The organism is Acinetobacter calcoaceticus (genome assembly GCF_051947995.1).
GTDB lineage: Bacteria > Pseudomonadota > Gammaproteobacteria > Pseudomonadales > Moraxellaceae > Acinetobacter.
The window spans coordinates 169,542-183,158 of sequence record NZ_JBLVVH010000005.1; the positions used below are offsets into that span (position 1 = coordinate 169,542).

Genomic DNA, 13,617 nt, shown 5'->3' on the forward strand with positions numbered 1-13,617 from the left:
AAAGATAAAGGAAAGCCCAGAAGGGCTTTCCTTTATCTATATTGGATAGATGCAAAACTGGAAAGGTGTAAGAAATGAGTGAGTTTATAATGGATGAAAATTTTGAAATTTTTTATCATGATGAAGGTTTTGGACCGCCAGTTTGTGTAGAGTCTGTACCAGAAGAAACTCTTAAAAAGTATCAAGGCAAACTACCAAATCAACTGCTTGAATATTGGAAAGCTTTTGGTTTTTCTGGTTGGGGGAATGGCTTATTTTGGTTAGTTAATCCTGATGACTATCAAGATGTATTAGATGCTTGGTTAGAGCATATAGAGTTACCTCCACATGAAGAATATTTTGTTTTTGGTCGTAGTGCATTTGGTGATCTTATTATCTGGGGGACGATACATGGTCGCTGTTTAAAAATTTCTTCGGTCACTTCGCAAATTTTTCCAAATATGGAAAAAATGGAACAGGGTGAGGAAGACTTCATACTACGTAACTATATTTCAACCCCGACGAAGAAGACATTTGATTTTAAAGACTATAAGAATAAGCCCTTATTTGATCGGGCTGTGAAAAAGTATGGCGTACTAAAACCGAATGAAGTGTTTGGTTTTGAACCCGCTTTGATTCTAGGTGGGGAAGCTAAACTAGAGAATGTACGCAAGCTACCAATTATTTCACATCTACAATTGTTAGCTTCTCTTGATACGCCAAGAATGATGCTAGATATTGGTAAGTTTGTGGACGAGCAAGGTTTAGGAAAAGATGATTAAAGCACGTAAGGGCTTTTTTTATGTCATTTTATATTTTTAAAAAATGATATGGTTATATTTATTAGATCAAATATATGAAAAATCCTATTACATTTACTTCAGGAAGCGCTATTAGCGCCCATAGTTTCTGTTTATCAGCAAATGTTGATGGATTGGATACATGGGATTGCTTTAGTAAAACAATAATTTATAAACATTTAGAACAGCAAAACTGGTCATGTTTGGATTTGGAAGGATGGAAAGTTATTTCAGTTGCTTACCAAAGTAGAAAGGGTGAGCCTTCCATTATATCGCTTGATCAAGAGGGGGATGTTGGGATATTTCAACAAAATAATAATGAACATCAAGAAATTAGATATAAATTAGAGGAAAAAATTTATGGGCAATTTAATCATGTCCGTGTAATTAATGGTGATCTTTATGCTTGTGGAGAGGGAAGTCAAGTTTATAAGAATAACCAGAATGAATGGAAATCTATTGGAATTGGATTGGAAGAAGACCCTATTGAATTGAAAAATCAAGATTTATCCTTTTTAGAATATGAAAATGATTTAGATTTTAATCGATGCTTTTATGATATAAATGGATTTAATAACAATGCCTTATACGTATGTGGAACACAAAAAGAAGCTGGGTTTATGGCCTTCTTTAATGGTAATAATTGGATAGAGGTTAAACGAATTGCGACCTCTGCATTGTATGGGATTGCGTTATGTCCAGATGGGAAAAATATTTTAATTACTGGGCAAGATGGCACCCTTCTGGAAGGGAATATAGATGATGGTTTTAAAAGTCTAAAAAATAGAAGTATAAATTCGACTTTTTATAGTGCAGCTTTTTATCAAGAGGCTATATATATAGCTTCAGAACACGGGTTATACAGATATAAGAATTCAGAATATTCCATCGTTTCTGAATTGAGTGATGTACAAGGTGTCATTTCTGTTGAGGAAAAAGATGGGATTCTGTGGGTACTTAGCTATAAGCACTTGATTCGGTTTGATGGAAAAACATGGGATAGAATCAGTCATCCAGATAATGATGTAAGATAATAAATGAACAAGATTTAATTTTAAGTTTAAAAAAGCCCCATATATGATGGGGCTTTAATCTATTCTAAATGTACGTTATTGCCGTGCCAACTCCGCTTGTCCTGTATGCCAACCACCACCTAAAGCACGGATGAGATCCACACTGGCAATCATTCGACTGCCATGAAGCTGAGCAGCGAATTGCTCTTGCTGCAAGATACTCCGGTCAGAATCAATCACATCCAGATAACTAATGTTGCCTTCACGATAACGCAAATGTGAAAGCTGATTGGCATGTCGGGATGATGCAAGTGCTTGCCCTTGTGCCTGAATCTGCTGATCCAGAATACGCTGATCAGACAAACCATTTTCAACCTCACGGAACGCATTCAGCACGGTCTGTCGATAATTGGCGACACTTTGTTCATAGCCTGCACGTGCCTGAGCAACGCCCGCCTTACGTTGTCCGCCATCAAATAGCGGTAAAGATAAAATTGTGCCTGCAACAGGGCCGAGTAAAAAAGTTCGACTCGACCATTTACCCAAATCTCCTAAACTTGCTGATTCATAACCCAGCGCACCGGTGAGATCCAGTTTGGGAAAGAAGGCAGCACGGGCAATACCGATGCGTGCATTATCAGCGGCCATAGCGCGTTCTGCAGCAGCGATATCGGGACGACGTTCCAGCAAGCTCGAAGGTAAACCCGCAGGCAGGCGAATCACCGTAGCAGACAAGGGTTGAAGCGCTAAACTAAATTCGGCAGGCGCTTTACCGAGTAATACCGCCAGCGCATGTTCGGTACTGGCTCGATTCCGTGTAATGCTGAGCGCATTGCTTTGGGCGGTCGAGAGTTCGGTTTGTGCGCGAGAAACATCCAGATCACTGACCAAGCCATTGCGATAACGTGCTTGGATCAAATTTTGATTCTCAGTCAGTAACTTGATGTTTTGCGCATAGATGGCTTGCTCAGCATCGAATTGGCGAATCAGAAAGTAAGCCTGCGCTACATCTGCTTGCAGTGCTAATAGTGCTGAATGATAAAGTGCTTCCTGTTGCTGTACATCTGCGGTCGCTGCATTGACACTACTGGCAATCCGTCCAAATAGGTCCAGTTCATAGGAGACATTGGCTTGTGTCCGCCATAAGGTACGTGCAGATGTAGATGCATCCGAATCAAGTCCTAAAGACGCAGGTGAGGGTTTTTGGCGGGTTGGCCCAAAACCTGCGCCGATGCTAGGTAAGCGTTCAGCTTGTGCAGCAGACCTCAAGGCACGTGATGCCTGAATATTGGCTGCTGCCGCTTTTAGATTTTGGTTACCCGCAATGGCCTGATGTTCCAGATCATTCAATTGTGGATCATTAAAAATACGCCACCATTCACCGCGAGACTGTGTATCAGCGGGTTGGGCAATGCTCCAGTTGGGATCATCCAGTCTGGTATCCGCTTCTTTAAATTGCAGCGGAATAATCACCTTGGCTGGCTGATATTCCGGTGCCAATGAGCAGCCTGCAAGCAGCAGGCTTCCTATGAGTGAGGAGAGTATCCAGTGGGGCTTTAGTCCTGTCATATCCTGCTCCTTAGTGATCGTGTGAACTGTGCAGTGGTGCTTCATGCACAGCTGCCGAATGCAGTTTATGTTTGCTGTTCAGGGTACGAATCAATACATAGAAGGCAGGTGTCAGGAACAAACCAAAGAAGGTCACTCCGATCATGCCAAAGAACACCGCAACGCCCATGGCATGACGCATTTCAGCACCGGCACCGGTTGAAGTGACCAGTGGAACCACACCCATAATGAAGGCGATTGAAGTCATCAGGATCGGACGTAAACGTAGTCGGCTGGCTTCTACCGCAGCATTGAATGCAGTCGCGCCTTGCATTTCCAATTCTCGGGCAAATTCCACGATCAAGATGGCATTCTTACAGGCCAGCCCGACCAGTACCATCAAGCCGATTTGGGTAAAGATGTTGTTATCTCCGCCTGTGAGCCAAACCCCTGTTAGTGCCGCCAAGATACCCATCGGGACGATCAGAATCACGGCTAATGGCAAGGTCAGGCTTTCATATTGCGCCGCCAAGACTAAGAACACCAATAACACACTGATCGGGAACACCCATAATCCGGCATTACCTGCCAAGATCTTTTGATAGGTCAGATCGGTCCATTCAAATTTTACCCCTCGTGGCAAGGTTTCAGCAGCAATGCGCTCAACCGCGGCTTCGGCTTGGCTGGATGAATAACCCGGTGCAGGACCCCCGTTAATATCCGCTGCGGTATAACCGTTATAACGCACCACCATTTCGGGACCATAGGTTTGGGTCACATTGACTAGCGAAGACAGCGGTACCATTTGCCCAGCATTGTTACGGGTTTTAAGCTGTAAAATATCTTCAGGATTGGCACGGAATGGCGCATCCGCTTGGGCACGCACCTGATAGACACGACCAAAGCGGTTAAAGTCATTCACATATTGTGATCCGAGGTAAATCTGCATGGTATTAAATACATCGGTCACGGCAACGCCTTGTTGCTTGGCTTTGACCCGATCCAGATCGACATTCAGTTGTGGCACATTGATTTGATAGCTAGAGAACATCGGCCCCAATTCAGGTGCAGATTGTGCTGCTTTCATAAAGGATTGGGCTGCGTTATTTAACTCGGCATAGCCTAAAGCACCGCGATCTTCCAGCTGGAGTTTAAAGCCACCCATGGTGCCGAGACCCATTACCGGTGGTGGCGGGAAGACCGCAATATAAGCATCCTGAATCGCAGCGTATTTCTGATTCAAAGCACCTGCAATGGCATTGGCAGAAAGATCAGCCGCTTTACGTTCAGCAAATGGTTTTAAGGTCACAAACACAATCCCTGCGCTGGAACTGTTGGTAAAACCATTAATGGATAAGCCAGGGAAAGCCACCGCACTTTCTACGCCGGGTTGTTTCAGCGCAGCATCACTCATTTTACGAATCACGGTTTCGGTTCGATCCAGTGAGGCGCCATTTGGTAATTGGGCAAAGCTGATCAGGTATTGCTTATCTTGTGCAGGGACAAAGCCACCCGGAACGATATAAGAAATACCAATGGTCAGGCCGAGTAGTACTGCATAAACACCCATCGCTGAGGCTTTGTGCGAAATCACCCGACTGACGCCACGACCATACTGATCAGAGGCACGTGAGAATACGCGGTTAAACAGGGCAAAGAAGCGTCCGAAAACACGGTTCATCACGCGGGTTAAAAAATCTGGTTTGGCATCGTGACCTTTCAGCAACATGGCGGCCAAAGCAGGAGACAAGGTAAGTGAGTTGAAAGCCGAAATCACGGTGGAGATGGCAATAGTCATGGCGAATTGTTTATAGAATTGCCCTGTTAACCCTGTCATAAAAGCGAGAGGGACGAACACGGCAACCAAGGTCAAGGCGATGGCAATAATCGGCCCACTGACTTCACGCATGGCACGGTAAGTCGCATCTCGTGGACTGAGTCCTGCTTCAATATTCCGCTCGACATTCTCCACCACCACAATGGCATCATCGACCACAATCCCGATGGCGAGCACCATCCCGAATAGGGACAGGGCATTGATCGAATAACCAAAGGCCAGCATTAAGGCGAAGGTCCCAATGATTGAAACAGGTACGGCCAGTAACGGAATAATTGAAGCGCGCCATGTTTGTAAGAACAGGATCACCACCACAACCACCAGTGCAATCGCTTCAAGCAGGGTATGAATCACCGCTTTGATACTTGAGCGCACAAATTGGGTTGGATCGTAAACCATATCGTATTTAATTGAGGCTGGAAAATCTTTGGACAGTTCCGCCATGGTGCTACGCACTTGGTCAGAGACCTGTAAGGCATTGGCACCCGGTGCCTGAAAAATCGGAATTGCCACGGCCTGTTTATTGTCCAGCAATGAACGTAAACCATATTGTGAAGCGGCCAGTTCTACACGGGCCACATCACCCAATCGCGTCACGGCACCATCTGCTGCCGTTTTTAAAATAATATCGGCAAATTCCTGTTCGGTGCTTAAACGGCCTTGTGCATTCACCGAGAGCTGTAAAGGTGAATTGTTTGGTGCAGCACCGATAGTACCTGCGGCAACCTGAATATTTTGTTCACGAATGGCATTGACGATTTCAGTCGCTGTGAGATTGCGTTGCGCCACCTTTTGTGGATCTAACCACACGCGCATGGCGTAATCGCCTGAACCAAACAGGCCGACTTCACCTACACCTTGCAGGCGTGCCAAACGGTCTTTGACATTGAGCACGGCATAGTTACGCAAGTAAGTCATGTCATAGCGGTTGTCAGGAGAAGTGAGGTGCACCACCATGGTCAAGGTTGGTGAACTTTTTAACGTGGTCACACCGAGACGTTGTACATCTTCCGGTAAACGTGGGAGGGCTTGAGACACCCGATTCTGGACCAGTTGCTGGGCTTTGTCGGGATCAATCCCGAGCTTGAAATTGACGGTAATGGTCAGGTTGCCATCGCTGTTGGCCTGAGACTGCATATACAGCATGTTCTCTACACCATTGATGGATTCTTCCAGTGGAGAAGCAACAGTTTCAGCAATGACTTTAGGGTTGGCACCCGGATATTGGGCACGCACCACCACAGAGGGAGGTACCACCTCTGGATATTCTGAAATCGGCAGTTGGAAAAGCGAGAGTAGACCTGCCAGTAGAATCAAGACGGACAGCACCCCGGCAAAGATCGGGCGATCAATAAAAAACTTGGAAATATTCATAAGGGTTAACCTTTTGCCGAAATTGGGGTTTTTTCTGAAGGCTGAGGTTGTTGTGCTGTGTTATCGGTGATGATTTGAGGATTCGGCATAGCAATGAGGTGAGGTTTGACACGATCACCTGGACGGATGCGTTGTAAACCATTTACGACAATGCGATCACCCACTTGCAGACCGCTATTGATGATTTGTAGGCCATCTTGCTGAGCACCCAATTTAACTTCGCGATAAGCAGTTTGGTTTTTCGCATCGACAACGACCACAAAGCGTTTGTCCTGATCAACACCAATCGCAGTCGGGCTAATCAGAATGGCTGCGCGGGGTTGTCCTCCACCCAGACGAATGCGGGCATACAGTCCGGGAAGCATCACCCCTTTGGGATTATCAAAGGTGGCACGAACACGAATGGTACCTGATGTGGTATTTAAATTATTGTCAATCGAACTGATATAACCTTCACGGCTAAAACCAGATTCATTGGCAAGACCAAGATAAACAGGGACTTGGGCTGAATTGCGTTGATTGCTGATATATTTTAGATAGGTTTGTTCATCGACATCGAAAGATGCGTAAAGACGAGAAACGGATACCAAGCTGGTGAGCACCTGTGCGCCATTACCTGCGGAAACCACATTACCCACCGTGACTTCGGCACGGGAAATGCGTCCACTGACTGGGGCCGTGATACGGGTATATTCGAGATTTAGGCGGGCAGTTTCAACGGCTGCTTTGGCTGCCTGTAAATTGGCATTGGCTGTACGGGCTTCGTTTTGCGCTTGATCAAGTTCTTGATGGGCAATCGCATTACTTTGAATTAAACGCTGGTTCCGGTCTAGATTTGCTGAGGTATAGGTGACTTGGGCTTCAGCAGAAGCTAGTTGCGCTTTGGCACGATTCAGTTCTGCTTCAAAAGGGCGAGGATCAATGGTAAACAGCAGGTCGCCTTTATTTACTAAACTGCCATCTTTAAAATGCACGGCAATCAGTTTGCCTGAGACTTGGGGACGGACATCGACTTGATCGATGGCTTCGAGACGTCCCGAATATTCTTGCCAGTCTGTAATGGTCTGACTGACGACATTGGCTACATCAACGGTTGCCGCTGGCGGTGTGTTTGCTGTTGAAGTGGCTTTGGCATCTGCATTTTCTTGGAAGAGAATAAAACTGCCACCTGTTGCAAAAACGGCAATAATGACAGCAGACAGCGTCAGCTGCTTGCGGGAAAGTGACATGGAATGCTCCTGGTTATTTGAATCCCTGTTTTCAGACTTTTTGTTGTGGTCTGTATGGGAGAAACAGGTTTATGGAATGGAAGGAGCATAAAAGTTTGTCAATTACGAATAAATATACTAAATTTGATAACACTATTCGTATTTTTATAATAATTGATGCATAAAATCCAAAAAATGCATCAATGGGAGTGGCCCATGGATCTATTTCATGCAATGAAAGTCTTTAATAAAGTGGTTGAAACCAACAGCTTTAGTCTGGCTGCGGATAGTCTGGGGCTGCCACGTGCATCGGTGACGACGACGATTCAGGCTTTAGAAAAACATTTACAGGTTCGCCTGCTGAATCGAACCACGCGTAAACTGAGCCTAACCCCCGATGGGGCAGTCTATTATGACCGTAGCTTGAGAATTTTGGCGGACGTAGAAGATATTGAAGCATCTTTCCATGATGAGGAGCGAGGGCCGCGGGGACGATTACGGATTGATGTTCCCGTTTCGATTGGTCGTTTGATTCTGATTCCAAGGTTGAGAGATTTTCATCAACGTTATCCGGATATTGATCTGGTCATTGGCATGAATGATCGCCCGGTCGATTTGGTGGGTGAGGCGGTAGATTGTGCAATACGGGTGGGGGAATTGCAGGATTCCAGTCTCATTGCCCGCCGTATTGGTACGTTTCAGTGTGCAACAGCGGCATCGGCCTGCTATTTAGAAAAATATGGTGAACCGAAAACACTTGAAGATTTACAAAAAAATCATCAAGCCATTCATTTCTTCTCCAGCCGTACTGGACGTAATTTTGACTGGGATTTTGTGGTCGATGACCTGATCCAGAGTGTCAGTGTCAATGGGCAGGTGTCTGTCAATGATGGCGATGCCTATATCGATTTGGCGCTACAAGGCTTTGGCCTGATTCAAGGACCACGTTATATGCTGACCAATCATTTTGAAGCAGGGACTTTAAAAGAAGTGTTACCCCAATGGACACCTGCACCGATGCCGATTTCGGTAGTGTATTTGCAGAGTCGACATTTATCGCACAAGGTTCGGGTTTTTGTTGACTGGGTGGCGGAGCTGTTTGCAGGATGTCCATTATTAGGCGGAAGTGCTTTGCCGCTGGATCAGAAATGTGAATTTGCTTGTGATCAGAAAAGCAGTCATGAATATACCATTCGTACTTTGGTGGAACAGCATAATATTGCTGAAGCAAGGGCCTTAAAGACTTGATTTTTAAATCATCTACACGATGACGAACTTGAACTTGTGACATATTGAAGCTCCTAGTTATTTCTAAATCATCTACACGATGACGAACAGATTAATAAACTCATGGAGCGAATCTCCCCATTTCTAAATCATCTACACGATGACGAACCAGATACCCCCAATTCGTATGCTGGACATGCTTTTCTAAATCATCTACACGATGACGAACTTGCTGAGTACTATTACTGGGCGATCATTCAGTTTCTAAATCATCTACGCGATGAGCAACGGCCGTACTGGTTTTGTTGCCTCAGTACACCATTTCTAAATCATCTACGCGATGAGCAACAATCATTGTCGTACGTGGTGTGCTCCTCAAGATTTCTAAATCATCTACGCGATGAGGAACTGATCATGCTTGCATGGTTTAAGCGCTGGACTTTTCTAAATCATCGTGTAGATGATTTAGAAATCTCCATTTAATGTTTAAGACGACGTATTTTGTCGTTAAAAGGTTGTGTTAAGCTGATAAAAACTTTCTCTTTTTAAAACAAAAGATTATATTTTTATGATATTTAAACTTTAACAATAAATTATGCATGTCATTCTCATCTCGGCTTGTGAAAAAAGAGCTTTAAAGAAAACTAGAGCGATTTTGGATAGCTATGCTATTCGTACAGGACATTCGTCTTGGCAAGCACCAATGACAATGGATGGCTTAAAAGAAATTCGTAGTGCATTAAAAAAAGTAGCCACTCGACAAACTGCGGTAGCCGCTTACATTAATTTTGGTGTACGAAGAATGAAGCTGGCATGGGTTGTGGGAGCAAAACATAAATTTGCCCATGACGGTGCATATCCAGTTGCATCGACCAAAAAACAACAAAAGTTATTGATGCTAAATGAATGGGTCAAAGCAAGTAGCTTGTTGGCAGGTGCAGCAGGGGACATGCATGATATTGGTAAAGCCTCACAACATTTTCAGAACAAATTAAGTCCAGAAATGGCAGGGCAAAAAATTAAAGATGATATTCGACATGAATGGCTGTCTCTAAAATTATTGCAACAACTCAGAAAAAATGGATGGGACTGGCAGCTTGCCTGGAAGAACTTGGATAAGGGGCTAGATAAATTTACTTTAGGTGAACGGCAAGAAATAGAACAGGGAATCCAAAATGAATTAGAAGCAGTCGATTATTTGATTGTGACACATCATGGCTTATTAGGCGTGGAAGAAGCTTTAAAAAATGATCCACTCGCATTACCTCACTATGAAAATCATGTCCGTACATTAGTTCCAAGTCGTGAGCAAATGAGCTGTGCCGGTGAGTTACCAGACTCTATTTTTAAAAGCCATCAAAAACGTATGCAGCGTTTAACTGCATTAATACCAAAACAAAAAACAGACCAGCTTTTGTATTGGAAAGCCTTAGCACTACATTCACGAGCAGCGCTGATTCATGCCGATCATATTGTCTCGGCCCAGCAATATTCTTTGCAAAAACCTGAAAATATATCGTTATTTGCCAATACCAAGCTTAAAACTATAGACCCAGACAAGAAAGCCAAATTACAAGATCAACCACTAGAATGGCATTTACACCAAGTCGGAGATCGGGCTTCACGAATCGCAGTTCAAATGATGACTGATTTGAGTTTATCTGGCCTATCTGAACAAACGGTTGAATACATTTGCCAGCCAACAACTCACTCACGTTTCCAATGGCAAAATATCGCAGCAAATGCATTGCAAAAACATATACAGAAGCACCCTGAAACACCGGCACTGGTATTTAATATTGCAGGGACAGGAAGCGGTAAAACCCGTATGAATTTGCGCGCCGCCTGTACCTTACGACCAGATGACCCAAGACTAGCGATTGCGCTTAATTTGCGTTCTCTAACTTTGCAGACTGGGCATGCACTTAAAACCTCGATGAATCTATCGGAAGATGAAATTGCCGTGATTATTGGTGATACTGTTACTCAGGCTTTATTCGATCAAAGTAAAGAGAAAATTGAATTCGTTGATGAAGATGAAAATCATCCTGAGCCTATGTTTGATGCTTGGGGCGAGGACTGTGAATTACCTGAATGGTTGCATTCATTATTTACGGTCGAAAAAAATGGACGTAAAGCTTTAGATCAAAAGGAAACAACCATTCTTGCTTCACCATTACTGGTGTCAACCATTGATTATCTGATTGCAGCGGGTGAACCACATCGACAAGGACATCACGTTAAAGCATTACTTAGAATAATGAGTAGTGACCTGATTTTAGATGAAGTGGATGGCTATGAACCTAAAGCACTCATTGCCGTGTTGCGTTTAGTTCAGCTCGCTGCTTTGTATGGTCGGAACGTGATTTGTTCGTCGGCAACCTTATCACTGACCGTTGCCAAAACAATTCATCGAGCATTTGAGTCAGGTAGACAGATGCGGGCGGCTCTGTATGGAAATAAGAAAAAATCAATCATTGCAATTATTGATAATGAGCTTAAACCACAGGTCTGGTTAGAACGATCAAATCAAAAATCAGAATTTAATACAAACTACCAAAAGCATTTGGATAATTTACAAGTTCACTTGCTCTCTAAGCCTACTCATCGATTGGCTCAGTTGCTTTCATTACCTGAAACGACCGTTTTATCGTGGAAACAGTCAGTACTAGAGGCAGTAAAGCAACTTCATCAAGCGCATGCATGGAGTTTTAAAAAGGCCGAAAAGAAAATTTCTTTGGGACTTATACGGGTTGCCAATATTAAACATGCAATTCGGCTTGCCCAATTTTTATCAGATCATTTACCTGAGGCAAACATCGCTTGTTATCATGCAAATGACTGGCTTATTTCAAGATTTTATAAAGAGCAACGTTTAGATCAGCTTTTAACACGCCATAAAGACGGTAAGAAAAGAAAAACGGGTAATGAGCAGATTGAGCAAGATGATGAAATGATTGATCTCATTCAGAAATCTAATTCTCTAAATATTCCATTTATTGTGATTGCAACACCAGTGGAAGAGGTCGGGCGAGATCATGATTTTGATTGGGCAATTATTGATGCATCAAGTGTACAATCCCTTGTACAAACGGCTGGCCGAGTGAACCGTCATCGCTTAGAAAAAGTACAACAACCCAATATTATGATTCCACAGTGGAATTATCGTTATTGTGAACAACGAGACATTGAAAAACGTAAGCAACACAGTAAGCAGCGTCGCCCTGTATTTGTATACCCTGGCTATGAAGGGTATGGTTCATCAGATATATCAACATATTCACCTCAAGATTTAAGTGAACTTTTACCGTGGGATCATCAATCTCAATTAGTCATTAATGCCCGACTACGTTTTGATCAAGTAAATTGTTTGTTTGCAAAATATGATGACCAACAAATAGGAAGTTTTTGCCAAAATTACTTTAATGATCAAGGGGAGCAGTTATTTTCTCGTTCGGATGTAGATGCCAGTATCATGACAGAGAATATTTATAATTTAACGCCTTTACGTGAACGTAATTATCAAGAAAGCTATAGGTTTGAGTGGACTGATAGCTTAGTTGTTAAAAAGCAAGTGTATGGTTTAGATGAGAAAGCGACGAAAACTTTAAAATATCCAAAATATGGTTTGGTATGGAATCAAGTGGAATTCGAAGAAATTCTTGCTAAACCACAAGCATGGTTAGCTCTCGATCCACAACACATGCAAGATTATTGTGATGAGTACCATATTGCCATTGAGCAAGGCTGCCGTATATCTTTAACACCTTACAATAGAGATGAAGTGCCGACTTGGTCTTATGATTATGGCTTTGGGGTGATGCAAAAAAGTTAAATATAAAATTTTCATTTATGCATAAGGATAGATTTATTAACTACCACATAGTTTTATCTTAACAAATCAATAGCAACCGATATTCGCCTTCTTTTTCAATTGGCGCTCGATGAACACAAGGCAAGACCTGTTGGGTGGGGTGATCTACAGCCAAGCGCCAAAGATGTCCGATTCCTAAATTGACTGGTTGAGCATCAGGCTGGGCCTGATAATGCAAATCAAAAAAGTATTCTTGCAAGAAATGCTCAAATTCAGCTTCCGGTCCGTCATGTAATTTTCTGAGTTGTTCTCTAATTTCCGGGATTAAAATTTTTTGCTCAACCTGATCATTGGGCAGGATTTCGCTAGCAGCACCATGATAGGTGCATAAAAATGTGTCCGTTGCGATGGGCGACCGATCGACATGATAGGAATAGACATCTGTTGAAATGAAATCCAGTTCGTCATCGCGCTGGTAACTTTCAATTAAATTAAGAGTAGGTAAGGCGCCAAGATCAGTCAATAACTGTATATCCTGCAAGATCATTGTTCTCGCTAGGTTTCCTTGTTCTGAAAGGTGTAGTGCTAAAAGGTCTTCTGCCGAAATTTCAGTAACATTTTCTTTTAACTGAAGCTGAGTCACGATTTCTTTAAAATCTCCAACCGGATTTCTATGCCAGCAAAGCGCATTCATTTCTCCTTGGAAATGCGTGTTAATCAGTTCAGAGAAAGTAGACACCACACCGACTTGCTTGTGATCAGAAAATGTATTGTTCATATCAGCAGTAAAAAAGAAACCATCCGCAGTAATATACAC

The 13,617-nt window shown here is 43.2% G+C and carries 9 protein-coding genes; 5 read left to right on the forward strand and 4 right to left on the reverse strand.

Features of this window, described 5'->3' with window-relative positions; translation table 11 throughout:
- The first annotated feature begins 74 nt into the window (after window positions 1-74).
- Together ACNQO6_RS11740 and ACNQO6_RS11745 are read left to right on the forward strand one after the other, a co-directional pair.
- Window positions 75-761, forward strand: coding sequence for a GAD-like domain-containing protein (locus ACNQO6_RS11740; protein ID WP_440209061.1), 687 nt, complete (start codon window positions 75-77; stop codon window positions 759-761).
- Window positions 762-835: 74 nt separating this feature from the next.
- Window positions 836-1,813, forward strand: a complete 978-nt coding sequence (locus ACNQO6_RS11745; RefSeq protein ID WP_440209062.1) for a hypothetical protein — start codon at window positions 836-838, stop codon at window positions 1,811-1,813.
- Window positions 1,814-1,888: 75 nt separating this feature from the next.
- Here ACNQO6_RS11745 and ACNQO6_RS11750 read toward each other — a convergent pair whose 3' ends face one another.
- Genes ACNQO6_RS11750 through ACNQO6_RS11760 form a run of 3 tightly spaced genes read right to left on the reverse strand, consistent with a single transcriptional unit; the run spans window position 1,889 to window position 7,780 of the window.
- Window positions 1,889-3,361: an efflux transporter outer membrane subunit gene (locus ACNQO6_RS11750; protein WP_440209063.1), complete on the reverse strand. Its 1,473-nt coding sequence runs from the start codon at window positions 3,359-3,361 to the stop codon at window positions 1,889-1,891.
- A gap of 10 nt (window positions 3,362-3,371) precedes the next feature.
- Window positions 3,372-6,551, reverse strand: coding sequence for a multidrug efflux RND transporter permease subunit AdeG (adeG, locus tag ACNQO6_RS11755; RefSeq protein ID WP_440209064.1), 3,180 nt, complete (start codon window positions 6,549-6,551; stop codon window positions 3,372-3,374).
- A gap of 5 nt (window positions 6,552-6,556) precedes the next feature.
- The gene (locus ACNQO6_RS11760) at window positions 6,557-7,780 is read right to left on the reverse strand and encodes an efflux RND transporter periplasmic adaptor subunit (RefSeq protein WP_440209065.1); all 1,224 of its coding nucleotides are present in this window, start codon (window positions 7,778-7,780) and stop codon (window positions 6,557-6,559) included.
- A gap of 195 nt (window positions 7,781-7,975) precedes the next feature.
- Here ACNQO6_RS11760 and ACNQO6_RS11765 point away from each other — a divergent pair, with 195 nt between their 5' ends.
- The 3 genes from ACNQO6_RS11765 to cas3f all read left to right on the forward strand — a co-directional run bounded on the left by ACNQO6_RS11765 (window position 7,976) and on the right by cas3f (window position 12,821).
- Window positions 7,976-9,007 carry a LysR family transcriptional regulator gene (locus ACNQO6_RS11765; protein WP_005287465.1) on the forward strand — a complete coding sequence of 344 codons (1,032 nt, stop codon included), beginning with the start codon at window positions 7,976-7,978 and terminating at the stop codon, window positions 9,005-9,007.
- A 102-nt stretch (window positions 9,008-9,109) separates the two neighbouring features.
- Window positions 9,110-9,469 carry a hypothetical protein gene (locus ACNQO6_RS11770; protein WP_440209066.1) on the forward strand — a complete coding sequence of 120 codons (360 nt, stop codon included), beginning with the start codon at window positions 9,110-9,112 and terminating at the stop codon, window positions 9,467-9,469.
- Between the two features lie 112 nt (window positions 9,470-9,581).
- Complete coding sequence (cas3f, locus tag ACNQO6_RS11775; RefSeq protein ID WP_440209067.1) at window positions 9,582-12,821, forward strand: type I-F CRISPR-associated helicase Cas3f; 3,240 nt, start codon at window positions 9,582-9,584, stop codon at window positions 12,819-12,821.
- Between the two features lie 58 nt (window positions 12,822-12,879).
- Here cas3f and ACNQO6_RS11780 read toward each other — a convergent pair whose 3' ends face one another.
- Window positions 12,880-13,578, reverse strand: a complete 699-nt coding sequence (locus ACNQO6_RS11780; RefSeq protein ID WP_440209136.1) for a DUF1826 domain-containing protein — start codon at window positions 13,576-13,578, stop codon at window positions 12,880-12,882.
- Window positions 13,579-13,617 lie beyond the last annotated feature (39 nt).